The sequence below is a fragment of the Ruegeria sp. HKCCD6604 genome (genome assembly GCF_013110635.1).
Taxonomy (GTDB): Bacteria; Pseudomonadota; Alphaproteobacteria; order Rhodobacterales; family Rhodobacteraceae; genus Ruegeria.
Map to the genome: position 1 here is coordinate 40,233 of NZ_WVQW01000008.1, position 26,110 is coordinate 66,342.

Sequence of the window (26,110 nt, forward strand, 5' to 3'; positions counted from 1 at the left end):
ACACGTCCAGCCTGTTTGCGGCAATTATGACAGTTGTTCCACCGCCCAGCGCGCCGCCTCTGCCACGGTCTCATCCGGGTCTTCCAACAGACGCTGAGCCACTGTTTTCAGTTTCGGCTGTCCCGAGTTTCCAACGGCATACAGAACGTTGCGCACGAACCGGTCCCGGCCGATGCGTTTGATCGGCGAGCCCGAAAACTTTGCACGAAAAGCGGCATCGTCCAGCGCCGCCAATTCTTCCAAACCGGGCGCTTTCAGATCGTCCCGGGCGGCATAGCGCATATCGCTCGCTGCGACGGCAAACTTGTTCCATGGACAGGCCGCCAGACAATCGTCGCAGCCATAGATCCGATTGCCCAACTTTCCGCGCAACTCATGGTCCACCGGGCCTTTATGCTCAATGGTCAGGTATGAAATGCACCGCCGTGCATCCAGTTGATAGGGGGCCGGAAACGCATCGGTCGGGCAGCTGTCCAGACAGGCGCGGCACGATCCGCAATGATCGATCTCTGAATTGTCCGCCGGTAGGTCCAGAGTAGTGAAAACAGACCCTATAAAGGCCCAGTTTCCCCATTCGCGGCTTACAAGATTGGTGTGCTTGCCCTGCCAACCCAGTCCGGCGGCATATCCCAGCGCCTTTTCGGGAACCGGCGCGGTATCGACAAATACCTTTACCTCACCTCCGGCTTCGGCAATCAGCCATCGCGCCAACCGCTTCAGCCGCTTCTTGACAAGATCATGATAGTCCTTGTTCTGCGCATAGACCGAAATTGCACCACGATCCGGGTGTTTCAGGATCTCCGTCGGGTCATGTTCCGGCGTATAGCTTTCGGCCAACATGACCACCGATTGTGCCTCGGGCCAAAGGGCGGCAGGATCGCCGCGCCAATGCGTACGCTCGGCCATCCATCCCATTTGCCCGTGGTACCCGGCGTCCAGATAGGCCCGCAATCGTTTCGGCACCTGTGGAACATCCCAAGGGCGGCACACGCGGCAGGCAACAAACCCCTCTGCCTGGGCTTGTTGCACCAGCTTTTCCTTAAGATCCGATCCGCTCTTCATCTGGCCAAAACATCCTCGGGGGGAATCGCGCCCTTGGCGCGATGGGGGCAGACAGCCCCCCTTGCGCACGCTATCAGAAATCCAGATCAGCGTAATGGGGCGGCGGTCGGAACCCTGGCACCTGATCCGCCAGAATTGACCGAAATGCCGGTCGAGACTTGATCTTGGCATACCAGTCCTTGACCACCTGGCTACGGTTCCAGTCCACGTCCGAGATGTAATCCAGCGAAGACAGATGCGCCGCGGCCGCGAAATCCGCCAATGTCATCTGATCCCCGGCCAACCAACGGCGGTGATCCAGCAGCCACGCCATGTAATCCAGATGGTACTTGATCGCCTTGGCACCCTGTTTGACGTTCTTGCTGTCCGGATACCCCTGTCCTGTCACCTTTTTGTTCACTCGCTCATACAACAGCTTTGATGTCACCTCGTGGTGAAACTTGTCGTCGAACCAACCGACAAGGCGTCTTACTTCAAACCTGGCTTCGGGGGTTTTCGGCATCAAAGCTGGCTCTGGGCGGGTTTCTTCGATGTATTCGCAGATCGCCGCGCTTTCCGACATGATCTGCCCGTCCAGACGCAACACGGGTACTTTTCCCGCCGGGTTGCGCCGCAGAAAATCAGGATCCTGTTCCCAGTATCGCTCTTCTACCAGCTCAACCTCGATCTTCTTCTCCGCCAGCGACAGACGGACCTTGCGACAATACGGAGAGAGGGGAACGTGAAACAGACGCGCCATGGACTTCCATTCGAACCAGTGAATACCCGACAGATTTAGCCTTGGCAGATAGCGGGTTTCAATCCTCGAAACAATCCGCGCGACCATCTGCGCGGATGGTGGCCGCCCCATCGAGGATCGAAGCCGCCCGTCTGCGGGTGCGCGCAGTCGGATCCGTGACCGACCGGTTGCGCGGGGACGGCAGGATTGCGGCAATCCGCGCCGCTTGAACCGAAGTCAGCTTTGCCGCGCTGGTGTTGAAATAGCGTTGCGCCGCAGCTTCGACCCCGAATACGCCATTTCCGGTTTCGGCGACATTCAGATACACCTCAAGAATACGCTGTTTGCTCCAGAATATTTCAACCACCGGCGTGATCGAGGTTTCCAAAGCCTTGCGCACCCAGCTGCGGCCCTGCCAGAGGAACACATTCTTCACCACCTGTTGCGTGATGGTCGAGGCACCACGATTGCCGCCATCCTCAAGCGCGTCGCGGATGGCTTCGACGTCAAAGCCCCAATGCAGGCAGAAATTTGCGTCCTCGGCTGCAACAACTGATCTTGCCATGATCGGTGCCATGTCTTCGATCGGAACCCATTCGCGTTCAACCTTTCCCAGCCGGCGCCATTCCGACCAGATGGTGTGGGTGACAGGAGGGTTCACCACCGAATAAATCAGGACCAGAGCAGCCACAAGGCCCAGAACCGCCATGACCGCTCGCGTTGCCCAGCGGCGAATCTGCCGCGCCACTGGTTCCTTCTTTCTGGATGCCTTGCGTTTTTTACCGCCGGATTTGCGGGCTGCTTTCTTCGCCATGTCTCAGCTATACGACGCAAGGTTCCGGTTTGAAACGGCCTAAATCGCGAAAGCTCGCGCCTCGCGCGGATGAACGATCGGGCGCGCGGTTTTCAGCGACATTGGATCAAGCCCGGTCAACTCGGGAAACAAGTGCAGGACTTCGCTTTGTGTTTCACGATCCGAAGCTGACAACGCGTGCCCGGGATAATAGCTTTCGCTCTTTGCTCCGTTGGCGAAAACGATCTCATGCTGTTTGAACAACAGGTGGAAATATTCAACCTCACCGCCCTCGACCCGTTTCACGGTGTCATCGTTGACCAGAGTATGCGCCGGAACCAGCGCTTCGGTATGGCCGAACAGATAGGACGCCTGCCAGTCTTCGATCAGCATCCGGTGCTGCGGTGAAACCAGCAATGGGCGATCCAGACCAAACACCCCGGCATCGAAACGGATTGGGGCCAATTTGCCTTCGGCTGCGACGGTTGTACACCCGACCCAGATCAAGGGTTGTGGCCCGTGATCCACCGTGATGACCAGATCACCAGCCTTCAAACCCTCAACCGCGCGCTCACCTTCCGGCGTCGCGATCATGGTCCCTGCCGTAAAACACGGCGGTCCCAGATTTCCGACATTCAGGGGGCCTTGTGTGTTGACGAAAGTGGTCGACACCAGCGTTCCGGGCTGAAGCACCTGGCCGTCTGTGGGGGTGAAAGCCCGAGACCCATCGGCCAGGTAGAAAGTGGTTCCTGTATAGGTCACGTTCCCAACGCCTGACACGTTGATCGTTACAGTATCGCCTGGCCAGGAATTTGTAACGTCTTGACCGTTGACCGTGTCACCACTGGGCGCGTCAATAAGATTGTCATCATTCGCATCAGTCAGGGTGAAATTGCTGACCGCGACGGCCGTTCCCGCTGGTGGCGGGCTTGCGGGATCAAAGGTGAAGAACTGATCGCGATATGTCGTTGGCATCCTGTTGCCCCTACTCTGTCACCATTAGAAACCGAAACAGGCAATGGCTATCACTACAAGGTAAAAAAAGCATGGCGAAATTCGGAAGAACAGGCAAGAATCCCACCGAAACCGCACAAAAACTGTGGCCCCGCGTGCTGCAAATGGCACGCGGGGCCGGTTTTTTGGTGGAATTTCGGCTTACTCCGCCGGAACTGCCGTGGCTTCTTCGCTCAGCGGGTGGCTGAGTTTGTTGAGCATTTCTTTGGGACAAACCTGTAAGAAGTTGCCCTTTTCCACATCCCAATGCTGGAGAATATCTGCAGCCTTGCGGCTGTAAGTCTCCTCGGCGTGACGCGTGATCAGGGCTTTCAATTGATCCACCCAATGGTCCACGGTGACCGGGCAGGTAACAAGCGTTTCCTTGTTCATCAACGCTTCGGCCTTGCCTTCAGGATCATACAGATATGCCATGCCACCGGTCATCCCGGCACCGAAATTGGCCCCGATATCACCAAGAATCACGGCCACACCGCCGGTCATGTACTCACACCCGTTCGAGCCACATCCTTCAACCACAACTTTGGCGCCCGAGTTGCGCACGGCAAACCGTTCACCCGCGCGGCCGGCCGCAAACAGATGGCCGTCAGTTGCACCGTAGAGAACCGTGTTGCCGATGATTGTGTTGTCGTCTGCCTTCAGCGGGCTGACCTGCGGCGGGCGCACAACGATCGTGCCGCCAGACAGGCCCTTGCCCACATAGTCATTGGCATCCCCCGACACTTCCAGCTTCAGACCCGGGGCAGCGAAAGCCCCCAGAGACTGACCGGCCGAACCCTGGAGTTTCACGTGCAGGTGGTCATCCTGGAACGTGTTCCGCATGCCGAAGTTCTGCACAATGTGGCTGGAAATACGGGTTCCGACGGTCCGGTGCGTGTTCTGGATGGCATATGACAACTGCATCTTCTCGCCGTCCTTCAGGAACCGCGCCGCATCGCGCACGATCTCGGCATCCAGCGTGTCGGGCACGGCGTTGCGGTCCTTGTCGCGATTGTACACGATGTTATGCGCACCATCGACGGTGATCAGCAGCGGGTTGAGATCCAGATCGTCCAGATGCGCCGAGCCACGGCTGACCTGAGCCAGCAGGTCGGCACGGCCGATGATCTCATCCATCGAGCGGGCACCAAGGCTGGCCAGAAGCTCGCGCACTTCCTGAGCGTAGAAGGTGATCAGGTTCACCACCTTGTCCGCGTTTCCGGTGAACTTGGCGCGCAGGCTTTCGTCTTGCGTGCATACACCAACCGGACAGGTGTTCGATTGGCACTGACGCACCATGATGCAGCCCATCGCAATCAGCGCAGCGGTGCCGATCCCGTATTCTTCGGCCCCCATCATCGCAGCCATGACAACGTCACGTCCGGTCCGCAGACCACCATCGGTGCGCAGAGTCACACGATCACGCAGGTTGTTCATCGCCAGAACCTGATGCGCCTCGGTCAGGCCCATCTCCCATGGCAGACCGGCATATTTGATGCTGGTCGCGGGTGAGGCACCCGTACCGCCATTGTGACCCGAAATCAGGATAATATCCGCTTTCGCCTTGGCCACACCGGCAGCAATCGTGCCAACGCCCGAAGACGCCACCAGTTTAACCGTCACCTTGCAGCGCGGGTTGATCTGTTTCAGGTCATAGATCAGCTGCGCTAGATCCTCGATCGAGTAGATGTCATGATGCGGCGGCGGAGAAATCAGCGTCACGCCCTTGGTCGAATGCCGCAAACGCGCGATCAGGTCGGTAACCTTCATGCCCGGCAGCTGACCGCCCTCGCCCGGTTTCGCACCTTGGGCAACCTTGATCTCCAGCTCTTCGCACTGGTTCAGGTATTCGGCGGTCACACCGAACCGGCCCGAGGCCACCTGCTTGATCTTGGCCGAGGGGTTGTCGCCATTCGGCTCGGGCACGAAGTGTGCAGGATCTTCACCACCTTCACCCGAGTCGGATTTCGCTCCGATCCGGTTCATGGCCACGTTCAGCGTCTTGTGCGCCTCGGGGCTGAGCGCGCCCAGTGACATGCCCGGCGTGACGAACCGTTTGCGGATCGAGGTGATCGATTCCACCTCTTCGATCGGGATCGGCTTGGCCAGCGGTTTGAAATCCATCAGGTCGCGCAGATGGATCGGCGGGTTCGATTGCATCTTGGCAGAATACTGTTTCCACAGCTCATAGGACGCCTTGTTGCAAGCCATCTGCATCATATGCATCGAGGTCGCTTCCCACGCGTGGGTTTCACCCGATTGCCGCGCCTTGTAGAAACCACCGATCGGCAACACGTCCAGACCACTGTTCCAGCCCTTGGCATGGATTTCTTCGGCCTTTGCCTGAATGCCGGTGACGCCGATGCCGGAAATCCGGCTGGTCATACCTGGGAAATACTCTGCCACCATCGCGCGGCTCAGTCCAACAGCCTCGAAGTTCAGGCCTCCGCGATAGGACGAGATCACCGAGATGCCCATCTTGGCCATGATCTTCAGCAGGCCCTGGTCGATGGCCTCGCGATAGCGGGCAACATTTTCGGTCAGGGTGCCATCCAGCAACCCGCGTTCGATCCGGTCGGCCAGCGAGTCTTCGGCCAGATAGGCGTTCACAACGGTCGCGCCACAGCCGATCAGAACCGCAAAGTAATGCGGATCGACACATTCAGCCGAGCGTACGTTCAAGGAACAGAACGTCCGCAGGCCCTGACGGGTCAGGTGCGAGTGCACTGCGCTGGTGGCAAGGATCATCGGCATCGCCACACGATCTTCACCCGAGTTCATGTCGGTCAGCACCAGATGCCCTGCGCCAGACCGGACAGCCTCTTCAGCTTCGGCTCTGACACGGGCCAAAGCAGCGCTCAGCGCGCCTTGACCAGGCTCAAAGCTGCAATCGATCTCGGCCAGCGGAGCATTGAGGTTCCCAACCAGTTCATCCCATTGCGCGTTTCCAACAAAGGGGCTTTCCAGAACGATGATCTCGGTCTGGCTGCTGTCCTCATCCAGCACGTTTTTCAGGTTCCCGAACCGGGTTTTCAAGGACATGACGCGGTATTCGCGCAAACTGTCGATCGGCGGGTTGGTGACCTGAGAGAAATTCTGCCGGAAGAAATGGCTGAGCGGGCGGTATTGCTTGGACAGAACCGCCGAGGGCGTATCGTCACCCATGGACGCCAGCGCTTCTTTGCCATCTTCAGCCATAGGCGCAAGAATCTGCTCCAGCTCTTCGACTGAATAGCCTGCCGCGATCTGGCGTTTGCGCAGATCTTCGCCCGAGAATATCGGCTTTTCGGTCACACCTGCCAGCGCCTCGTCCAGATCGTTGATCTTGCCGACCCACTCGCCAAACGGCAATGCGCTCGCCAGCTTGTTCTTGATCTGGGTGTCGCGATACAGCTTGCCTTTTTTCATGTCGACAGCCAGCATCTGACCGGGGCCCAGCGCGCCTTTTTCGGTCACTGTGGACTCATCAATCGGCACCATGCCGGCCTCGGATCCTGCAATGACCAGACCATCGCCAGTCACGACGTAACGCATCGGACGCAGGCCGTTGCGGTCCAGCCCAGCACAGACCCAGCGGCCATCCGTCATGGCCAGCGCGGCGGGGCCGTCCCACGGCTCCATCACTGAGTTGCAGTAAGAATACATGTCGCGCCACGCCTGCGGCAGTTCCACCGCCTGCTTGGACCAACTTTCCGGAACCAGCATGGTTTTCGCCATCGGGGCCGAGCGGCCCGCACGCACCAGAACCTCAAAAACCGAGTCCAATGCTGCGGAATCCGACGATCCTCCGGCGATAATCGGCTTGATATCCTCGGCATAATCCCCAAATGTCGAGGACGCCATGCGGATCTCGTGGCTTTTCATCCAGTTGATGTTGCCTTTCAGCGTGTTGATCTCGCCGTTATGCGCCAACATGCGGAAGGGCTGCGCCAGCCACCATTGCGGGAAGGTGTTGGTGGAATAGCGCTGGTGGTAGATTGCGAAGGCGGATTCAAACCGTTCGTCCATCAGGTCGGGATAGAAGACGGCAACCTGCTCGGCCAGCATCATGCCCTTGTAGATGATCGAACGGCAGGACAGCGACGCCAGGTACAGCCCGGAAATACCCGCTGCCGAGGCGGCCTTTTCAATACGGCGACGAATGACATAGAGCTCGCGCTCGAAGGTCTCTTCGTCCACTCCTTTGGAATTCGAGATTAGGATCTGCTCGATCTCGGGCCGGGTGGCGTTGGCTTTTTCACCCAGACAGGTGACATCGACCGGCACGTGACGCCAGCCATAGATGTAATAGCCCATGCGCAGAACTTCGCTTTCCACGATGGTCCGGCACTGTTCCTGTGCGCCAAAGTCGGTGCGCGGCAGGAAAACCTGACCAACAGCGATCAGTTCGTCCAATTTGGGCTCGTGGCCTGTGCGCCTGATCTGATCGTAGAAAAACGAGACCGGAATCTGCACGTGAATGCCCGCGCCATCACCGGTCTTTCCGTCCGCATCAACCGCGCCGCGGTGCCAGATCGCCTTGAGCGCGTCGATACCGGCGTCCACAACCTTGCGCGACGCTTTCCCATCCACGGACACAACGAGACCCACACCACAGGAAGAATGCTCTTCTTCCTCGGAATAGAGACCATTTTCAGCCATCCATTTGCGCTTGGCTTCTTCGGCCCGCACCCAATCGGCATCATATTTGGTCATTGGCTGTCTCCTTCGTCAGAGGGGGCGTACATGGCTTCGACCTCGGCTTTGGTCATCTGCCGGCGTTCGCCTGCGAACGCGTAGCCCTGGGGCTTTTTGTCGATGTAAAGTTCAAGTTTCAGCGGGTTGCCTGCGGCGTTGTCAAACAGACCTGCCGCCATTTGCGTCTGGCCGTGCATCTCGCCCGGGAGCGTGATCCGATACCAAAGCGCCGAGCCGCAATCGGCGCAAAAGGCGCGCTCGGCCCAGTCAGAGGAAGTGAAGGTTTTGACCGGTCCAAGCGCGGCATAGCCTTCTTCGGCCTGAAACGTCACCAGCATGGAACTGGTCCAGCGCCGGCACTGGTCGCAATGGCAGGCCCCCAGCGCATCCCGCGCCGGAGTTGCCGTCACCGTAACCGCGCCACACATGCATTGGCCTTGCAATTCAGGCATTTCGAAGCCTCCTAATCGCCGGGATTATTCGGCCGCAACGGCAGATTTGGCATTGAAGCGTTCGATGATCGCATCAGCGCAGTCACGACCGTCCCGGATCGCCCAGACCACCAGCGAGGCACCGCGCACGATGTCACCGATTGCATAGACTCCGTCCATTTCGGTCTCGCCGGTTTGGAACGCCGCCTTGATCGTACCCCAGCGGGTGACCGGCAGATCAGGTTGTCCGAACAGCGTCGGCAGGTCTTCAGGTTCGAATCCAAGCGCCTTGATCACAAGATCGGCGTCTTCGACATAGTCCGCGCCTTCGATCACTTCGGGGGCCTGACGACCGGATGCGTCTGGCTGTCCCAGGCGCATCTTCTGAACGATGACACCATTGACCGTGTCTTCACCCGTGAACCCCTTGGGCGCGCTGAGCCATTCGAAGATCACGCCTTCTTCCTCGGCATTCTGCGTTTCACGCTGTGACCCCGGCATGTTGGCCCGGTCCCGGCGATACAGACATTTGACAGAAGTCGCGCCCTGACGGATCGAAGTGCGCACGCAATCCATCGCAGTGTCACCGCCGCCAATCACGACGACTTTTTTGCCGTCGGCGTTCAAGCGACCGTTGTCGAATTCTTCGACCTGGTCGCCAAAGCTTTTCCGGTTCGAGGCTGTCAGGAAGTCGATCGCCTTTTCGATCCCGGCCAGACCGCTGCCCGGCATTGCCAGGTCGCGCGACTTGTAGACACCGGTCGCAATGATAACGGCATCATGCCTGGCCCGGATTTCTTCGAACTTGGCCGCATCCACGTCGCAATTCAGAACAAACTCGACCCCACCATCAGCCAACAGGTCATTGCGGCGCTGAACAACGTCTTTTTCCAGTTTGAACCCCGGAATGCCATACATCAGCAGGCCACCGGCCCGGTCATAGCGGTCGTATACCGTGACCTGGATACCAGCCTGGCGCAGCATATCCGCAGCGGCCAATCCACCGGGGCCAGCACCAATGATACCCACGCTTTCAGCGCGTTCGGCCGATGGAGCAACCGGCTGGACCCAGCCTTTTTCCCATGCGGTATCCGTTATGTATTTCTCGATCGAACCAATCGTGACCGTTCCATGGCCCGACTGTTCGATCACGCAGTTGCCCTCGCACAGGCGGTCCTGCGGACAGATGCGCCCGCAGATCTCGGGGAAGGTATTGGTGGCCTGACTTACCTGATAGGCTTCTTCCAGGCGCCCGGTCGCAGTCAGGCGCAACCAGTCTGGAATATTGTTGTGCAACGGGCAATGCGACTGGCAGTACGGAACACCACATTGGCTGCACCGACTCGCCTGCTCGGCTGCTTTTTCGGCGGCGAACTCGGAATAGATCTCGTCAAAGTCGTCCTTGCGGTCATTGGCAGCACGCTTTTCCGGCATGACGCGGTCGATCTGCACAAATTTCAGCATCGGTTGCTTGGCCACGGGTCAGACTCCATGAATTGGCTAGGTTCCGTTTCTTTACGGGATGCGCTTTTGGATGAAAAGTCAATTATGCTGACCTAAATTGAAAAAAAGCAGCGCGCCTTTAAGAAAAGTGGATAATAATTGGAAATTTTAGATCCGATTCGGACCTATATGCGCGCTTTCCTTTTTTCCATCGCCCTTATACCCATAACCCACAAAGAACACGTGGCAGCAGCACGGCAGGGCAGATGAGTTTGTTTCACCTGATTCTCGTAGCAATCATTCAGGGAATCACTGAGTTTTTGCCCATATCCTCATCTGGTCACCTGATCCTGCTGCCCAACCTGTCGGGGTTGCAGGATCAGGGTCAAGCCATTGATGTCGCGGTGCATGTGGGAACCCTGGGCGCCGTGGTGCTGTATTTCCGGTCAGATGTAAAACAGGCCCTTGCCGGATTACCGCGCGCATTGACCGGACGGGCGGATACACCGCAGGCCCGGCTTGCTCTGGGCCTGATCGTTGCAACTGTTCCTACCGTGATCGCGGGCCTCATTCTGCATGTCACCGGGTTGAGTCAGGCCATGCGTTCGATCACGGTCATCGGATGGACAATGCTGGGATTCGGTCTGCTGCTGTACTGGGTGGATCAGAAGGCTCCTGAAACCAAAGAGGCCGAAAACTGGGGAATACGCGACGCGTTCATCATGGGTCTGTGGCAGGTTCTTGCCCTGATCCCAGGCACGTCCCGTTCCGGGATAACTATAACCGGCGCGCGGCAATTGGGATATACCCGTGAAGACGGCGCGCGGATCGCGATGTTGATGTCGATCCCGACAATCCTGGCGTCGGGCACACTGCTGGCATTGGATGCCGTGCGCGGGGCCGATATGCAACTGGCCCGGGATGGGGCCATTGCGGCGCTGTTTGCCTTTCTTTCGGCCCTGCTGGCGCTCAGCCTGATGATGCGGCTTCTGCGCAGCGTCAGCTTCACACCCTACGTCATCTACCGCGTCATTCTAGGTGTGATACTTTTGATCATGGCCTACAGCTGATCAGATACGCAGGTTTTTGGCCGAGTTCTGAATGTCGTCATACTGACCCGAGGGGCGGAATTTCCACAGGTATTCCGGCAGTACCGATTCCAGCGTGGTCGGCACGATACCAAGGTCTGTAAAAGACTTTGCGCCCTCGGCGACAACATTGTCGTGACGCAGGTTCTTAAGCTGATCGCGCGTCAGAATGTTGTTGGGGAACAGCTGGAAGCTGACAAATTTAACGATATCCAGCACACCCGCCATAATCCGCGCGGCAAAGAACGGCAGGCCGATGATGACGCGGCGACGGTGAATCACTTCAAGCATCTGCTGCATCAAGGCACGAAAGGTCTTAACCTCGGGGCCGCCAAGCTCGTAAACACCCGGCTCTGCCTGCCCCAGAACGCCTTTGACGGCAGCCTGCGCCACATCGTCGACGAAAACGGGCTGGAATTTTGTCTCGGCCCCGACCAGAGGCAGGAACGGTCCCATGCGGGTCATTCCGGCGAAACGGTTGAAGAACTGGTCTTCGGTGCCAAAGATCACCGAAGGACGCAGGATCACGGCATCTGGCATATGTTTCAACACGCCCGCTTCACCATGTGCTTTGGTCCGGGAATACGCGCTGGCTGAATTCGCATCCGCACCGATGGCCGAGATATGAACCATCCGCTTGATGCCCTGCTCGGCCGCCAAACGCGCGATGCGTTCAGCTCCTTCGGCCTGAACGGTATCAAACCCGTTCTTGCCAAGCTCGTTCAGCACACCCACGCAGTTTACAACCGCATCGGCGCTCTGCATCGCCAGCGCCACCGAGGCGTCATCCCGGATATTGCACAGCACCGGTTCGACCTGACCCACGGCACCATAGGGTTTGACGAACATGGCCTCGTTCGGGCGACGTACAGCCACCCGGACACGCCACCCCTCTTTCGCCATGCGCCGCGCGATGTAGCGACCGACAAATCCCGATCCGCCAAAAATCGTCACCAGTTTCGACATGAGAGGGCTCCTGCTGAGAAATTGCGCCCTAGAACTAGCGCCCGCAGGCCAGTCAAACAAGGCGCTAATTCGCCGCGACGGCGTTGAAAACCATGCGTGGAAAACACCGGCCGGGAACCGAATTCAAAAAACTTAAAAAAATCTCACCGAATCTGGTTGACGCCCCCCGCGACTAGGCTTAAACGCCCCTCCACGACACCTGCCCAGGTGGCGGAATTGGTAGACGCGCTAGCTTCAGGTGCTAGTGTCCGTATGGACGTGGAGGTTCGAGTCCTCTCCTGGGCACCAAACATCCCCACAAGATGTTGAAACACAAAAATTTTCTTTGCAGGCATCAAAATACCCCCTGATTTATCTCCCGATTTCTCGCTGATAGACCTGTAGGTATTGGTTGGTATCGCGCAGCTTCCAAGCTTCGACAGAATCGTCCGCTGACTGCAGCTGAGTTGTTAGGTTTAGTTATGGTTGTTCCGCCCGTTCCTATGGTCCTAATGATCAAAGCCAAGGCTGCGCAATCTACAACGAGACGGATAGCCAAAATCGATTATGAGTCGTATCCTCCGCTCAACCGGCGCAAGCGGGTCACTGACGGAAAAGTACCGCAAAGCAGTCGTGCATCTCAGTCGAGCAAATGTCCGATCCGGCCCCAAAGCCGGGTGCTGCAGTCCGCGCTAACGACGTCAACGCGCAGAAACCTGGCATTGCAAAATCCGGCGTGCGGCCCACAGCAGAACTTGACTCTTACTTCGAACAACGGCGGCTTTGAACCACACCAACTCAAAAAGAGAATTGGGCTCAATTCTCATTCTGCCACAAGCGCGACGACGGCTTCGCGTGGTTCGGAATGGCGGTTATTGGCCGGACGTTGTTTGTTGATTGATCTACGAAACACCAAAGCGAACACGGGAGGAGTGAAGTAGAAAGATACAACGGTTGACAACAGAACGCCGCCTGCGATTGCTACGGCGAATGGTGGCCAAAATGCACCTCCACCCAAAATCAGGGGTAGGAAGCCGCCAAAGGTCGTGACCGTTGTCGAAATAATGTGACGGCTGGAACCACTAACTACGCGAGCCATGGCTGCGCGATCTCCCTGGCTGGCCTCTCGGTCTTGTTGTAACCCGGTCAAAATAATGATCGCCGCGTTGATCGAAACCCCTATTGAGCCGATGACCCCGATGATTGCTGTTATTCCGAACGGGAATTGCATGACTGCAAGCGACAGCAGTGAAAGGCCTGCAGACAACACGCACACGACCAAGGTCACAAGGGTCAGCCGGAACGAGTTGAAGGTCAGAACGATCGTCGCGATGGAGAGTGTGACGATCAATCCGACAGAGGCGAGCAAATTTCCCACGGTACTGGATCGCGCATCACTGTCGCCGCCTAAGGACATCGAATAGCCTTGCGGCAACACAAACCCGGACGCATCAAGCGCTTCCAATACGTCCTGCAAAGCCTCTTCGGGTAAAACACCAGGTACGATAAACGCCTGTATGGTGTTTTCTCGCACGCCATCCGTTCGAGTTATGACGCTTTCTGCAGGTTCGATTATGGGTCTGGCTAGTTCTGACAACGGCACAGCAGGGAAAATTCCTGTCGCGGATATTTCGGCAGCGTTCGGCAGTAGAATGGGCATACTGACAATCGCGCTTAGATCTGATCGCACCTCGTCACCCAAACGAACGCGCACCGGCAACTGCTCAGTCCCTTCGATCAGTGACCCACCGGTGATGCCAACAAGCGCCGTGTCCAGCTGACCCGCTATATCCGCCAAGTCCAGCCCCAGCAAACGGGCTTTGACCTCATCAATCTCGAACCGGATTTGAGGGTTGCCGCCGTTCACACTGGCGCGCGCCTGCGTCACCAGATCGAGATTGGCCATTACTGAACGCACCTCGTCGCCCAGATTACGTAATACCGAGATGTCCTGCCCCTGAATTTTGACTTCAACCGGTGCGGCGACCGGAGGACCCTGAACAAGATTGCGCACGATGATCTGCGCGTCAGGAAAGTCGATATCCAGACGGCTCTGCAACGCTCCGACAAGGCGGGCCGCATCGTCGGCCGTGTTGGTCGTGATCATGGCCTGTGCAAAACCGGGCTCGCGCGAACGGTTGCCAACGATGTTGTAGTAGAATGCCGGGCCGGACTCTCCGACGGTCCAGTAGACACTTTTGACGCCGTCGTCAGCCAGCAGCATTTCATCGATCTGGCGGGCGGTTGCTTCGGTGGTGGCAATTGACGTTCCACCCGGCATATCGGCTTCGATATAGAATTGGTTGCGGTCGACGCCCGGGAAGAATTGCGCGGTCAGCGTTGGAAAGGCCGCAAAGCCAAGCACGGGCAAGATCAATGCCAACACGATGGATCGCACCGGATTAGCGACTGACAATCGAATTGAGGCCTCGAACATTCGGGCAAGCGGCGGGATGCTGATGCCGCGGCTCAGCATTCCTGCGTCGGGGCGGTCCGACAGTAGCCAGCCCGCAATCGCCGGGGTCACCGTCAAGGCCACAACAAGGGACCAGACAAGCATAAGCACCACGGCGATAGCGATGGCACCGACAAAGTCGCCTGCGGGTCCCGGCAGCAAGATCATCGGCGTGAAGGCAAGCGCCGTTGTCACGGTCGATGCCAGCAGTGGCGCGGCTAACCTGCGAACAGCATCCCGTACGGCTGCTAGCCGATCCATCCCATCCTGCAGACGACGTCGAATTTCATCGGTCATGACGATGGCTGCGTCAACGAGCAGACCAAGGGCAACAATCAGGCCCGTCACGGACATCTGATGAATTGGCAATCCAATCATGTTCATCGTCGCCAGAGTTGCCAATGAGACAACCGGCAATACCAAAGCCACAATCCCAGCTGCCCGAACCCCCAACGTAACAAACAAAACTGCCACGACCAGTGCCACGCCAATGGCCATGTTGATCCCAACCTCTGACAAACGATCCGTCGTGTACTCGCTTTGATCAAACAGCAGTATTTCCTGCATGCCCAAAGGTACCGATGCGGCGCCGGCCTCAAGCTCATCCCGAAGAAAGCCCGTCCAACGGTCGATCTGTACCCCGTCCTGCGCCAGAACTCCTATCAAAACCGAGGGCTTTCCGTTGGCAAACGCGATTGAGGGCTGCGGTTTGCGCGCGCCCCGGTCTACGCTGGCAATATCTCCGAGCTGCACCACGGCACCGTCTGCATTTTCTCGCAGGACGATGCTTCGAATGCGGTCCAAAGTCTCAATTTCTCCGCTTATGCCTATTGTCAGGTCGACATCGGACTGCAACCGCCCGGATTGAACCTTCCCATCTGCTTCTGCAATCCGCTGGGAGATCTCGGCAGCGCTGAGCCCAAGCGCAGCGGCCTTGTCCATATCGACATTGACGAGCACTTCTTCTTCCGGCTGACCGAAATAGTCCACGGCTCGCGTAGAGGGTATCGCGCGCAGCCTGTCACCCAGAGCTTCGGCATGCCGCGACAGCAAAGTTAACGGGAAGTCCGGATCCTCGGCCGCAACGGCAATGACAGCAGAATAGGCAGAAATACCCTCGGCATCGAATTCCGGCGGCAACACTCCACTCGGAAAGTTCTGTCGAGCATCTTCAACGGCATCCCGAGCTTCGGCCCAAACCTGCTCAATGGTTGCTTCATCCAGCGTCTCCAGCAACTCTACCGAAACGACCGATACGCCCGACCGGGATACAGAGCTGATTTCATCCACCTCGGCAATTTTCCGAAGCTCTTCTTCGATTTCTGCGGTAACCAACGCTTCGACCCGTTCAGGGTCTGCACCAGGGAACTGCGTCGTCACAGTTGCGAAGAGGTTGGTAATCGTTGGGTCTTCCTGCCGTCCCAGCGACAGGAACGAAGACAGACCTGCAGATACAAGCACCAAAATGATGAGGGCAACCAGCCGGGGGTGGCGAAAGGTAAGGGTTTCCATCAAATCGCTCCGTTACTCGCCAGTGTTGAAGGCGACGCGCTGACCAACGGTTACGCGTTGCGGCCCCTGATCGATCAGGACGGTGCCTTCCGGAAACGTGCCACGCACAAAGACACGGTCATCTTCAGCATGCAGAACTTCGACCGTTGCGAGGCGCACAATCTTCTGCGCGTCAGCAACCAGCAGTGTCCATTGCCCACGCGTACCTTCTTTCAAGGATGTCGTGGGCACCCAGGTTCCCGCACTCTGTACGGGATCAATTATATGCACACGAGCGGTCTGCCCGAAGGCAACGTCCGGCGCGTTCCTCAGATCGAAAAGTGCGGTTCTGGTGCGGGTTACCGGATCAATGTCGGGCCGCAAGGTTGCAAGGTTAGCCCGATAGCCTTGACCAGCGATCTCGATTTCAACATCTGTCAGAAGCGCCGGGTCAACGTCGAGTGGGATACCAATTCGAACCTGCGGCGCCACGACCTCGACCATACCCAGAACCAGTTCGCCCGAGCGCAGAGTTTCACCGCCGTCCACGTGTCGCGCGGTTATTTGACCAGAAAACGGAGCCTCAATGCTGGATTTCTCGATCCGAACGGTTACGTCCCGCAGCGCTGCATCCAGTTCCCCAATTCTAGACAACAATTCATCTTGTCGGGAAACTGCCTCATCTAAGCGAGCTTGACTGGTAAAGCCTTGTTCGATGAGTTTCGCGTTTCGCTCGACCGTTTTCTCGGCAAATGAAAGCTGGGCTGCAATGGCATCACGAGATGCCGTCAGTCGGTCGCGTTCAACTTCCAACAGAGCTACGTCCAACGTTGCGAGAAGTTGGCCCTTAGCAACCTCGTCACCCTCATCCACCAGAATTTGATCAAGCGTCCCATTCAATTCGAAAGAGATATCTGCCGAACGCTGAGGCTCGACCTGACCGATGAACACACGGTCGACTGTGTAGGCGCTTTCGGACGTGATTGGTGTGGCGGAGACCGGGGTTACAGCAGCGGCATCTGGCGCCGGTACAGCATCTGCTCTGCGCGTCAGCTCCGATGCACCGAAGTAAACTGCGGCCGCTGCAACACCTATGAAGCTAACGGTCACCCCGACACGCACGGTACCGCGTAAAACACGCAAAAAGAGGCTCGGCTTGGTCTCTTCAGTAAAGTATTTCGCGGGACTTGGCATTTGCGGACCTCATCAAGTTAGCATCTCTAACATATGTTAGAAGTTCTCACTTTGACAAGGGATACGTGATCTGGCACATGTTGGATCATGACCAGCATAGAAAAAAGTCACTCAACAATCAGCCAGGCGACAGGTCAATCGGTGAGCAAGAAAGCCTATCATCACGGCGATCTCCGCGCTGCACTGATCGAAGCAACCCGACAGTTGGTTGAAGAAAAAGGTCCGGACAGTTTTTCCGTTTCCGAGGCCTGTAGAAGGGCTGGCGTATCAACCGCGGCACCTTACAAGCACTTCAAAGACAAGACAGAAATGTTGGTCGCCACTGTCCTTGAAGGAATGGATCGGCACCGAGACAAAATGCTTGCCGCACTGCAAGGCGTTCCCGAAGGATCTCCCGAGCGCATTACTGCCATCGGGATGGAGTATGTTGCCTTCGCGTTAAATGAGCCTGGGATCTTCAGACTGAAATTTGGCGGCTTCACAGATCGCATCGCGGATCCCCGGTTGGAGGAAGGTGGCCAGCAAAGTTTCGGGATTCTCTTGACTGAGGTAGCAAAGTGTCTCGGTGAACCGGGAATCACAGACGAAGTTCGCCGCCGTGGTTTTTTGTTGTGGAGTTTCGTGCACGGGCTGTCCTTCATTCTGCATGACAAAGGGCTTGCTGAGAAAGGCGAAGATTTCGATCTTCATACCCTTCTTGAGGACGTTTCGGAAAGAATGCTGAATTGAGCGTTCTCACGCCAAAACGAACTTGACCAAGCGCAGATAGCAGACAATCTAAGCCGCTATCACGCCTACGCGTAAACGATTGCTCTGGTTCACATAGAAGACATTTTTGGACAGCGCAGCGAATGTCCGCTATCCACAATCGCAAGGTCTCATCGTGAATGCCGGCTTGGGATTGAGCTAGTGTTACCAGATAGGGTCTATAGCAGAGTTTTCAGTCCAATACTTCCGTTTCTCAACCTGGAATTATATAGGCGCGTTTGTTAGCTGGGAACTTCTGCAGGCACCAAGATCGTCATTCCTGCTCGGTCTGCTACGGCCATGATTGCCGGAATGTCTGGCGGTCCATCTGGCGCCGGAATTTCTGTCGTACCATCAGGCATTGCTTCACCAGCTTCAGTAAAGAAAGTGTCATGCATCGCGCCAGGGGCGTTTATGCAAAGTAGCCGGCCAGGCCGTTCCCCAGTACACGTAAAGGCGTGCACTGCGCCGTCCGGAACTTTGACGAAGTCACCACTTTTTGCGCTGATTGTCTCACCATTCACAAAGAACTCGAATTCACCATCAAGCACATAGAAGCTTTCGTCTTCGCCAGCATGATGATTGGGTGGCGCACCGGCACCCGGCGCCGTCTTTATCTCAACGATTGTGCAACGATCTCCGGTCTCACTGGGAAAGGCGTGAAAGGTTAGAAGGTTTCCTAGAAGATGATAAATTCGCGGACGAGGTTCAGCCATTACTTCAACTCCCTTTACTTGAAACACACTGCCCTTATGATACATATATCTACTAATGAGACAAGTGTATCACAAAAGGCTTGGTATTGGCGTCGCGTACAAATCAAATTAATCGAACACGAGAAGCACTTCTTTCAGCTGCACGTGACTTGATGTCGGAAGGCAAAGAAGTCACGCTGGCAAAAGTCGCTGAGCGTGCCAAAACCAGTCGTGCGACGGTCTATCGTTACTTTTCTGATCCAAGTGTCTTGGCTTTGGATGCGACGCTCGATCTTGAAGTTACTCCAACTTCAGAACTTCTCGAGGGGCTGAAAAACGTCAGGAGCCGCGTACACGCCGTTGCGCGCTACTATCTGGATTTTTCTCGGGTTCATGAGGCGCACTTCCGGCAGTTTCTAGCTGAATCACTCAAGGCATCACTTGAAGATGGAACTGTCAAAATGCGTGGCGCCAGAAGAGTGGCGGCTTTTTCGGAAGCACTTGCACCAGTTCAGCCATTGATGAAGCCGAAGGAAATCGACGACCTGGCAAAGCGATTGTCCATGACGACGGGCATGGAACAACTTATTATTCTGGAAGACATTTTGCGAGTGGACGAAGCAACCGGTTACCAACTTCAGGAAGGGTTGGTCGATGCTCTGTTGGATCGGTACTTACCAAAAAACTGAGACAGAATTCAGATGCCGACTTCATCCCAAAACTGCTGGAAAATAGACACCAGTTAAACGTCCGCTTTGCATTGACTGTGTACTTCGCGACGAAGAACGCGAACGGCCGTTTTGACCGCATCTCGGACGTTAACTGCGCCTTTTTTTGAACGGCTGCTTTGCGGAGGAAGCGGCCAACACAGCCTGTAAGTGCAACAGGCCGCCAACGCGTCGACAAGCCGCTGAGAGAGGCAAAAAAGCACGACCCTTCGGACCGCTGGCGTCCGGTTTGGCTTCACCAAAAAGCGCGGCGTCGCATCAATCTCAATGAGTGTAAGCAGGCAAAAACAGACGTTGCAGGGCTCAGGCCTGCTTTTGAACCTCGGCTTCGTCTGCCACCTCTGCCGACTTTGGTGTCACTTCGACCACATCATCCTCGTCCGCGGGCTCCATGACTTCAGGCTCTTCGGATTGATCTTCGAGCGCACCAACGATCAAAGGCAACATATGTACGCCGGTCGCGCTTGCGATTTCGGGTGTTTGTGGTGTCTGCCAGCTGAGCGTGTCGAAGCTGCCGCAGTTCTGGCAGACCGGTCCCCATTCAGGTTGGATATCATGGCAATTGGTGCACACCCATTGCGGACCACGCGGCGCATTCAGCGCTTTGGCCAACCAGCCTTGCACAATGGCGTCCGAGGCCCCTTCGCCCCGTTCGATAGCGGCCATCAACGTATAGGCGCGCGCATCACCCTGCGTTTCGACCACATCGCCCAGCGCACGGCGGGCTTCGGGGAAGTCCTCGGCCACGATGTTCAGTTCGGCCAATATCAGACGCGTTTCCATGTTCTCGGGGTGAATCCGGGTCAGCGCGGTGAACCGCTTGATCCGTTGGTCTGGGGTTTCATCCGGCACGATGTCGGCAAAGGCATGGGCCAGATCCGGATGCGGCTGAGCCTCCCATGCTTTTTTCAGAATCTTGGTTGCGGCCCGCGGTTTGCCTTTGGCGATATACGCGCGGGCCGCCATGGCAGCGGCTGGCACCAGATCAGGCGACAGGCGATTGGCTTCAATCGCGCGCTCCTGCTGTTCGACCGTCGCACCTTCGTCCAGAATTCCCTTGGCTTCGGACAAGGCCAAAACCGCATCACGCCGTTTGAAGACATCGCGCGGCAAATACCCGGCTTTCAGCTTGGCCGTCAGGGTCGAACGGGCACCGGCCCAATCCTGCGCCTTGGTTTGCAGGTTCAGCAGCACGTCCTGCGTTTCTTCATGACGTGGTTTGATCGCCAGGGCCTTCTCGGCCAGTTTGCGGGCCGTTTCATCATCACCTTCGGCCAGCTTCTGCTTCATGATCCCGCGCACGCCGACGAAACGGGTGGCGCTGGTGGTCACCAGTTTTTTATAAGTGTCCGATGCCTTTTTCGTATCCCCGGTCATCTCGGCGGCCTGTGCCACCAGCAGGTCGGTAAGCTCGGGCTTGTTCAGCAGTTTCTCGGCCTTGCTGGCTTTGGTCATTGCCACGCGCCCTTCGCCCGAGGCCAGCGCCAACAGACCATCAGCCAGCGCCTGGTATCCCTTTTGCTGGCGATTGCGGTCAAAATACCGAGACAGCGCCGTTTCGTCACCGTTCAGGAATTTCAGCGTTGCGATCAGCAGGCTGAGCAACTTGAAAAACAGCCAGACCGCAAAAACCAACACAGCCAGCGCGATCACTGACTGAAGCGGCCCGAGCGTGAATTCCGTGCCCGCGACGGTGATCTGAACCCCGCCACTGGTTTGCATCAGGAAGTGACCGCCCAACGCCAGCAGGCTGATAATCGCAACAAAAACGAGGATCTTAAACAGTGACCACAGCATGGCAGGTCCTTCAGTTCGAGTTCAGGCTGGAAGCCAGTGTATTCGCCGCATCGACGGCGGCGACCCGTGTTTGGGCCACCTGTTCCCAATCGGACATTGCAGCCTGTGCCGCTTCGGGAAGTGATTTCAGTTCGCTCAAGGCTTTGGCCAGATCTCCGTCCGCAAGCGCAGCCTGTGCCCGTGACAGGATGGCATCTGGCCCATCCCCTTCCTGGGGCGTGACCGAGCGCGCGCCCGTTTGACGTTGCAGGAACGCGATCAGGCCGGTGCCCTTGTCGGCTTCACGGGCTTGGGCCAGCGCGGTTCGGGCCGCAGGCGCGAAACTGTCGCGCAGAGAAGAGAGTGTTTCAACACCCTTCTCAGCCGGCCCGGACAGGGCATCCGGCACATCCACACCGCCTGCTTTCAGTTCTGCAACCAGATCGGAATAGGGCTGACCCGCATCCAATTGCCCATGCAATCGCGACAGAACGGCGGCATTGGCCGCAGCCTGCGCATCGGCTGATGCTTTCGCCTCCAGCGCCTGAGCGTCGGAAACCATTTTTTCAACCTCGGCCCGTTGCGAGGCAAGCGAGTCCTGAAGCTTCTTCAGCTCAGCTTCGAAGGCGGCCATGGATTCGGGCGACACGCTGGATTCGATCGGGGTTTTCTCAAGCGTCGCAATGCGGTCTGACAATGGTCCGATCTGGCCTGACAGCGTATCCACAGTGGATTTGATCGCACTCAGGTCACTTTCCACGGGTGTCAATTTGTCGGACAGCGCTTTGACCTGATCCGTCAGACCAGCATCATCCGGACTGTTTGCAAGCGCCTGAGAAAGCTTGGCAATCTGATCGGACTGGTCTGCCAGTTTGGATTCCAACGCCGCCAAGGTATCCGAGCTGTCCGAGCCAGTTGACAACAGCCCGCCATTGCCCAGCGCAAACCCGGCGGCGGCAGCGATGGCACCGCCCAGCAAAGCGGGAACAAATCCGCCACGCTTTTCAACAACACGCTCGACCACTTTTTCTTCGACCGGGGCAGTATCTTCAGTCGACGCTTCGGCTTCGGCTTCGGCTTCGGCTTCGGCTTCGGCTTCGGCTTCGGCTTCGGCTTCGGAAAGTTCTTCTTCTACGGTCTCAGTTGGGTCAACAGGTGTATCTTCCTGTTGCAGTTCGGGTTCGACGACGTCATCTGCCTTTGGGGTTTCCACCGGCTTTTCTTCGGACTTTTTCTTACCAGCCACCGCAATATTCCCCTTATCGAATCCAAATTCAGATGAATAACAGCCCCAGTCAAGTTAATCGGGGACCGCGCCGCCCTCAACCCGCAACGCATGTTTCACAAGCTTTTTGACAGCCTTACGCATTTTCTTTGGTGTCGGCTTCTTTGCGATCTTCAGGCGTGCATAGTCCAATGAATAAAGGGGATCCGCCGTGGCCTGGCTGATTGCGGCCAACCACAAAGGCGCGGATCCGGTCCAAATATCGGCAAAATGTCGCGCCGTTCTTGGCGAAAAAATCGGTGCGATTACCGGCGAATCCAGATCTGCCACCCGGGTCGCTTCGGATGTTAGCGGCAACAGCAATTGCTGGTAGACTGGCAGTTCCCCCACGGTCAGGCCGGATTCGGTCAGTCGACCGGCAACATTGCCGCGCGTGTTCTCACCCCTCAAATGCAACAGCGGGCTTTTGGGCCTCCGCTTGAGCAGATGTCCCACCAGTTCTTCCGCCGTGGCCCCGACCAGTTCGGCCCGCCAGCCGCAACCCTTCGCTGTGCTGGTCGTTGTCGGTCCGACGCAGAAAGCGGGCAGGTTGCGGTCCACACCTTTCAGGGCTGCCGCATTCACCGCATTGGCCGACGTGAAAATCAGTCCCTGCACACCCTCGGTCTCAACCTCGACCGGCAACGGCCGGATTTCCATGATCGGAGAATAGATGACCTGAACCCGGGATTTGGCGCGGGTCGGCAGCTGCGCGACGAACCGTTCAGAGGCGGCGCGCGGGCGGGTCATCAACAAATACAACGTGCGGCCCCTTGGCCCTTCAGGATTGTTTGCATCCGCGCAGGGTGATACCCCGCCGTTAGATCATGATGCAACGGATCAGGGTGATGGTGCAAACACTTACCGTACTGGGATTGGAAAGCAGCTGCGACGATACCGCCGCGGCCATCGTGCGCCAAACGACGGGCGCCAAGGCCGAAATCCTGTCATCCGTGGTGCATGGCCAAACCGAACTGCACAGTCCTTTTGGTGGCGTCGTGCCCGAGATCGCGGCCCGGGCGCATGCGGAAAAGCTGGATGTCTGCGTTCTGCAAGCACTGGACACCGCTGGTCTTTCCCTGAAAGACGTGGACGCCGTTGCGGTCACCGCCGGGCCGGGTCTGATCGGAGGGGTCATGTCGGGCGTCATGTGCGCCAAGGGGATCAGTGCGGCAACCGGTCTGCCACTGGTGGGTGTCAATCACCTTGCCGGTCACGCGTTGACACCACGACTGACGGACAACATTGCCTTCCCCTACCTGATGCTTCTGGTGTCTGGCGGCCACTGCCAGTTCCTGATCGCCCACGGGCCCGAACACTTTACCCGCCTTGGCGGCACCATCGACGATGCGCCGGGCGAGGCCTTCGACAAAACCGCCCGCCTTCTGGGCTTGCCGCAACCTGGTGGCCCTTCCGTCGAAGTTGAGGCGCGCACCGGTGATCCCAAACGATTCCGGTTTCCAAGGCCGCTTCTGGACCGGCCCGGTTGCGATCTGTCCTTTTCGGGATTGAAAACGGCCTTGATGCGGATGCGCGACCAGATCGTGAATGAAAAGGGTGGCTTGACGCGCCAGGACCGCGCAGATCTGTGCGCCGGATTCCAGCAGGCTATTGTGGACACATTGGCCGAAAAGACCCGGCGTGCGATTGATTTGTATCTGGAAACCTCTCCGTCTGAACCCGTGATTGCCGTTGCCGGAGGGGTTGCCGCGAACTCGGCCATTCGGTCCGCATTAGAGTCTGTTTGTGCTGAAAAAAATACCCAATTTACCGCCCCCCCGTTGGCGTTGTGCACGGACAATGCGGCGATGATTGCCTATGCTGGCCTGGAACGCTTTCGTGCCGGCGCGCGGGATGGGCTGGACCTGACCGCCCGCCCTCGCTGGCCTCTGGATCAGCACAGCCCGGCCATGCTGGGCGGTGGCAAGAAAGGGGCCAAGGCATGAGCGTATCCGTCCTGGGTTCCGGTGCGTTTGGCACTGCTCTGGCTATCTCGCTGGCAGGCAACGGGCCAGTGACACTGTGGTCAAGAAACGCCGATCGGGCGCAGCAGATGCGCGAGACGCGCGAAAATGCAACCCGACTGCCCAACATAACCTTGCCCGGGGACATCAATGTGACTGGGGATATCGCCAAGGCGCTCAGGGCTGCCACGCTTTTGTTGGCCGTGCCAATGCAGAAATTGCGCAGCGCTTTGCAAGATCACGCACCGGCCCTGCGCGGCAAGACTCTGGTGGCCTGCTGCAAGGGAATAGAACTGACCTCGGGGCTTGGACCTGTCGCGGTCATCAAAGAGAGCATCCCGGATGCCCGCGTCGCGCTGCTGACCGGGCCCAGTTTTGCAGATGACATTGCACATGGCCTGCCCACCGCTCTGACGCTGGCTTGCGAGGATACGGAACTTGGCAAGGCGCTTCAGGCCGAACTGACGACGGCGAACCTGCGCCTTTACCGCACCACAGACACGATCGGCGCCGAACTTGGCGGCGCGCTGAAGAATGTCATGGCCATTGGCTGCGGTGCCGCCATCGGCGCAGGTCTGGGAGACAGCGCCCGAGCGGCCTTGATGACCCGCGGGTTTGCCGAGATGCAGCGCTTTGCCGCGATGCGCGGCGCGCGCCCCGACACCCTGATGGGCTTGTCCGGGTTGGGGGATCTTGTGCTGACCTGCTCTTCCGAACTGTCCCGAAACTATCGTTTTGGCCTCAGTTTGGGTCTGAATCAGCCCTTTGACAGCCAAACAACGGTCGAAGGCGTCGCCACCGCTCGTGCCATGTCGGACATTGCCGCCAAGGAAGGGCTGGATATGCCCATCAGCGCCACGGTGGCGGACCTGAGCCATGGCGCCTACAGTGTCACCGAGGCCATTCAAAACCTGCTAAATCGACCCCTCAAGGAGGAATAACATGCTGATCGCCCTCATCGCTCGTGACAAACCAGACGCGTTGCAAACCCGATTGGACAACCGCTCGGCCCACCTTGCCTATATCGAAGAAACCGGCGTCGTGTCACAGGCCGGACCGTTGCTGAACGGTGACGCCATGATCGGCTCATTGATAATTCTCGATGTGGAGGACCTGGCCGCCGCACAATCGTGGGCCGATGGCGACCCTTACGCAAAGGCAGGATTGTTCCAATCGGTTGAGCTGATCCCGTGGAAAAAGGTGATCGGTTGATGGCCTATTGGTTATTTAAATCAGAGCCGTCGACCTGGAGTTGGGGTCAGCAAGTTGCAAAGGGTGACGCGGGCGAGGAATGGGACGGTGTGCGCAATTATCAGGCGCGCAATTTCATGCGTCAGATGAAGGTTGGGGACCGGGGGTTCTTCTACCATTCGCAAAAGGACAAGTCCGTTGTTGGCATTGTCGAGGTCTGTGCCGAGGCCCATCCCGACAGCACCACCGATGACGAACGGTGGGAGTGTGTAGACATCAAGGCCGTGCGGCCCTTTTCCAAACCCGTAACGCTGGACCAAATCAAGGCGGACGAGCGTCTGGCCAACATGGTGCTGGTGAAGAACTCTCGCTTGTCGGTGCAACCCGTAACCGAGGATGAATGGCGGGTGATTTGCTTGCTGGGTGAAACCCAGCCTGACTGAAAGGGAAAGTGG

Annotated in this window: 21 protein-coding genes and 1 tRNA gene; 8 read left to right on the plus strand and 14 right to left on the minus strand. The window is 57.6% G+C overall.

Annotated features, from left to right (window positions below; translation table 11 throughout):
* Nucleotides 1-24: 24 nt before the first annotated feature.
* The 7 genes from queG to GS614_RS17180 form a co-directional block, all read right to left on the minus strand.
* Nucleotides 25-1,062, minus strand: coding sequence for a tRNA epoxyqueuosine(34) reductase QueG (gene queG, locus GS614_RS17150; RefSeq protein ID WP_171330723.1), 1,038 nt, complete (start codon nt 1,060-1,062; stop codon nt 25-27).
* A gap of 73 nt (nt 1,063-1,135) precedes the next feature.
* Nucleotides 1,136-1,801, minus strand: a complete 666-nt coding sequence (locus GS614_RS17155; protein ID WP_152459944.1) for a glutathione S-transferase family protein — start codon at nt 1,799-1,801, stop codon at nt 1,136-1,138.
* Nucleotides 1,802-1,859: 58 nt separating this feature from the next.
* Nucleotides 1,860-2,594, minus strand: coding sequence for a monofunctional biosynthetic peptidoglycan transglycosylase (gene mtgA / locus GS614_RS17160; RefSeq protein ID WP_171726891.1), 735 nt, complete (start codon nt 2,592-2,594; stop codon nt 1,860-1,862).
* Between the two features lie 39 nt (nt 2,595-2,633).
* Complete coding sequence (locus tag GS614_RS17165) at nt 2,634-3,548, minus strand: Hint domain-containing protein (RefSeq protein WP_171116607.1); 915 nt, start codon at nt 3,546-3,548, stop codon at nt 2,634-2,636.
* Nucleotides 3,549-3,728: 180 nt separating this feature from the next.
* Entirely contained in the window at nt 3,729-8,261 is a 4,533-nt protein-coding gene (gene gltB, locus GS614_RS17170) for a glutamate synthase large subunit (RefSeq protein WP_171726892.1), read from the minus strand.
* The gene (locus GS614_RS17175) at nt 8,258-8,695 is read right to left on the minus strand and encodes a GFA family protein (protein ID WP_152459664.1); all 438 of its coding nucleotides are present in this window, start codon (nt 8,693-8,695) and stop codon (nt 8,258-8,260) included. Before GS614_RS17175 ends, gltB begins: the two co-directional genes overlap by 4 nt.
* Before the next feature lie 24 nt (nt 8,696-8,719).
* The gene (locus GS614_RS17180) at nt 8,720-10,153 is read right to left on the minus strand and encodes an NAD(P)-dependent oxidoreductase (RefSeq protein ID WP_171206524.1); all 1,434 of its coding nucleotides are present in this window, start codon (nt 10,151-10,153) and stop codon (nt 8,720-8,722) included.
* A gap of 230 nt (nt 10,154-10,383) precedes the next feature.
* Here GS614_RS17180 and GS614_RS17185 point away from each other — a divergent pair, with 230 nt between their 5' ends.
* Nucleotides 10,384-11,187 (plus strand): undecaprenyl-diphosphate phosphatase, encoded by an 804-nt coding sequence (locus GS614_RS17185; protein ID WP_171726893.1) that lies wholly within the window; start codon nt 10,384-10,386, stop codon nt 11,185-11,187.
* Here GS614_RS17185 and GS614_RS17190 read toward each other — a convergent pair whose 3' ends face one another.
* Entirely contained in the window at nt 11,188-12,171 is a 984-nt protein-coding gene (locus tag GS614_RS17190; protein ID WP_171616691.1) for a complex I NDUFA9 subunit family protein, read from the minus strand. It abuts the gene before it with no gap.
* A gap of 201 nt (nt 12,172-12,372) precedes the next feature.
* Here GS614_RS17190 and GS614_RS17195 point away from each other — a divergent pair.
* Nucleotides 12,373-12,459 (plus strand) — tRNA-Leu (locus GS614_RS17195).
* Nucleotides 12,460-12,973: 514 nt separating this feature from the next.
* On the opposite strand, the gene GS614_RS17200 is transcribed toward GS614_RS17195, so the two are convergent.
* Nucleotides 12,974-16,117 (minus strand): efflux RND transporter permease subunit, encoded by a 3,144-nt coding sequence (locus tag GS614_RS17200; RefSeq protein WP_171726894.1) that lies wholly within the window; start codon nt 16,115-16,117, stop codon nt 12,974-12,976.
* A gap of 12 nt (nt 16,118-16,129) precedes the next feature.
* Nucleotides 16,130-17,290, minus strand: a complete 1,161-nt coding sequence (locus tag GS614_RS17205) for an efflux RND transporter periplasmic adaptor subunit (RefSeq protein ID WP_171726895.1) — start codon at nt 17,288-17,290, stop codon at nt 16,130-16,132.
* Nucleotides 17,291-17,377: 87 nt separating this feature from the next.
* Here GS614_RS17205 and GS614_RS17210 point away from each other — a divergent pair, with 87 nt between their 5' ends.
* Nucleotides 17,378-18,019: a TetR/AcrR family transcriptional regulator gene (locus GS614_RS17210; RefSeq protein ID WP_171364065.1), complete on the plus strand. Its 642-nt coding sequence runs from the start codon at nt 17,378-17,380 to the stop codon at nt 18,017-18,019.
* A 260-nt stretch (nt 18,020-18,279) separates the two neighbouring features.
* On the opposite strand, the gene GS614_RS17215 is transcribed toward GS614_RS17210, so the two are convergent.
* The gene (locus GS614_RS17215; protein WP_253282584.1) at nt 18,280-18,753 is read right to left on the minus strand and encodes a cupin domain-containing protein; all 474 of its coding nucleotides are present in this window, start codon (nt 18,751-18,753) and stop codon (nt 18,280-18,282) included.
* An 86-nt stretch (nt 18,754-18,839) separates the two neighbouring features.
* Between GS614_RS17215 and GS614_RS17220 the strand changes: the two genes are divergently transcribed.
* Nucleotides 18,840-19,421, plus strand: a complete 582-nt coding sequence (locus GS614_RS17220) for a TetR/AcrR family transcriptional regulator (protein ID WP_256368887.1) — start codon at nt 18,840-18,842, stop codon at nt 19,419-19,421.
* Nucleotides 19,422-19,763: 342 nt separating this feature from the next.
* On the opposite strand, the gene GS614_RS17225 is transcribed toward GS614_RS17220, so the two are convergent.
* The 3 genes from GS614_RS17225 to GS614_RS17235 are packed head-to-tail and all read right to left on the minus strand — an operon-like array spanning nt 19,764 to nt 23,262.
* Entirely contained in the window at nt 19,764-21,257 is a 1,494-nt protein-coding gene (locus GS614_RS17225; protein ID WP_171726896.1) for a heme biosynthesis protein HemY, read from the minus strand.
* Nucleotides 21,258-21,267: 10 nt separating this feature from the next.
* Nucleotides 21,268-22,482 carry a COG4223 family protein gene (locus GS614_RS17230; protein WP_171726897.1) on the minus strand — a complete coding sequence of 405 codons (1,215 nt, stop codon included), beginning with the start codon at nt 22,480-22,482 and terminating at the stop codon, nt 21,268-21,270.
* Between the two features lie 54 nt (nt 22,483-22,536).
* Nucleotides 22,537-23,262, minus strand: a complete 726-nt coding sequence (locus GS614_RS17235; protein ID WP_253285414.1) for a uroporphyrinogen-III synthase — start codon at nt 23,260-23,262, stop codon at nt 22,537-22,539.
* A gap of 86 nt (nt 23,263-23,348) precedes the next feature.
* On the opposite strand from GS614_RS17235, the gene tsaD reads away from it, so the two are divergent.
* From tsaD to GS614_RS17255, 4 genes are read left to right on the plus strand one after another with little or no spacing between them, the layout of a single operon-like run.
* Nucleotides 23,349-24,446 (plus strand): tRNA (adenosine(37)-N6)-threonylcarbamoyltransferase complex transferase subunit TsaD, encoded by a 1,098-nt coding sequence (tsaD, locus tag GS614_RS17240; protein ID WP_171726950.1) that lies wholly within the window; start codon nt 23,349-23,351, stop codon nt 24,444-24,446.
* Nucleotides 24,443-25,405, plus strand: a complete 963-nt coding sequence (locus GS614_RS17245) for an NAD(P)H-dependent glycerol-3-phosphate dehydrogenase (protein ID WP_171116636.1) — start codon at nt 24,443-24,445, stop codon at nt 25,403-25,405. Before tsaD ends, GS614_RS17245 begins: the two co-directional genes overlap by 4 nt.
* A gap of 1 nt (nt 25,406) precedes the next feature.
* Nucleotides 25,407-25,676 (plus strand): YciI family protein, encoded by a 270-nt coding sequence (locus GS614_RS17250; protein ID WP_171116638.1) that lies wholly within the window; start codon nt 25,407-25,409, stop codon nt 25,674-25,676.
* Nucleotides 25,676-26,098: an EVE domain-containing protein gene (locus GS614_RS17255; RefSeq protein ID WP_171364072.1), complete on the plus strand. Its 423-nt coding sequence runs from the start codon at nt 25,676-25,678 to the stop codon at nt 26,096-26,098. The genes GS614_RS17250 and GS614_RS17255 overlap by 1 nt, the downstream gene beginning before the upstream one ends.
* Nucleotides 26,099-26,110 lie beyond the last annotated feature (12 nt).

Excerpts from the sequence above, each read along its gene's own strand:
- queG (WP_171330723.1), bottom strand. The coding sequence starts at position 1,062 with ATGAAGAGCGGATCGGATCTTAAGGAAAAGCTGGTGCAACAAGCCCAG.
- GS614_RS17155 (WP_152459944.1), bottom strand. The coding sequence starts at position 1,801 with ATGGCGCGTCTGTTTCACGTTCCCCTCTCTCCGTATTGTCGCAAGGTC.
- mtgA (WP_171726891.1), bottom strand. The coding sequence starts at position 2,594 with ATGGCGAAGAAAGCAGCCCGCAAATCCGGCGGTAAAAAACGCAAGGCA.
- GS614_RS17165 (WP_171116607.1), bottom strand. The coding sequence starts at position 3,548 with ATGCCAACGACATATCGCGATCAGTTCTTCACCTTTGATCCCGCAAGC.
- gltB (WP_171726892.1), bottom strand. The coding sequence starts at position 8,261 with ATGACCAAATATGATGCCGATTGGGTGCGGGCCGAAGAAGCCAAGCGC.
- GS614_RS17175 (WP_152459664.1), bottom strand. The coding sequence starts at position 8,695 with ATGCCTGAATTGCAAGGCCAATGCATGTGTGGCGCGGTTACGGTGACG.
- GS614_RS17185 (WP_171726893.1), top strand. The coding sequence starts at position 10,384 with ATGAGTTTGTTTCACCTGATTCTCGTAGCAATCATTCAGGGAATCACT.
- GS614_RS17190 (WP_171616691.1), bottom strand. The coding sequence starts at position 12,171 with ATGTCGAAACTGGTGACGATTTTTGGCGGATCGGGATTTGTCGGTCGC.
- GS614_RS17200 (WP_171726894.1), bottom strand. The coding sequence starts at position 16,117 with ATGGAAACCCTTACCTTTCGCCACCCCCGGCTGGTTGCCCTCATCATT.
- GS614_RS17205 (WP_171726895.1), bottom strand. The coding sequence starts at position 17,290 with ATGCCAAGTCCCGCGAAATACTTTACTGAAGAGACCAAGCCGAGCCTC.
- GS614_RS17210 (WP_171364065.1), top strand. The coding sequence starts at position 17,378 with ATGACCAGCATAGAAAAAAGTCACTCAACAATCAGCCAGGCGACAGGT.
- GS614_RS17215 (WP_253282584.1), bottom strand. The coding sequence starts at position 18,753 with ATGGCTGAACCTCGTCCGCGAATTTATCATCTTCTAGGAAACCTTCTA.
- GS614_RS17225 (WP_171726896.1), bottom strand. The coding sequence starts at position 21,257 with ATGCTGTGGTCACTGTTTAAGATCCTCGTTTTTGTTGCGATTATCAGC.
- tsaD (WP_171726950.1), top strand. The coding sequence starts at position 23,349 with ATGGTGCAAACACTTACCGTACTGGGATTGGAAAGCAGCTGCGACGAT.
- GS614_RS17245 (WP_171116636.1), top strand. The coding sequence starts at position 24,443 with ATGAGCGTATCCGTCCTGGGTTCCGGTGCGTTTGGCACTGCTCTGGCT.
- GS614_RS17250 (WP_171116638.1), top strand. The coding sequence starts at position 25,407 with ATGCTGATCGCCCTCATCGCTCGTGACAAACCAGACGCGTTGCAAACC.
- GS614_RS17255 (WP_171364072.1), top strand. The coding sequence starts at position 25,676 with ATGGCCTATTGGTTATTTAAATCAGAGCCGTCGACCTGGAGTTGGGGT.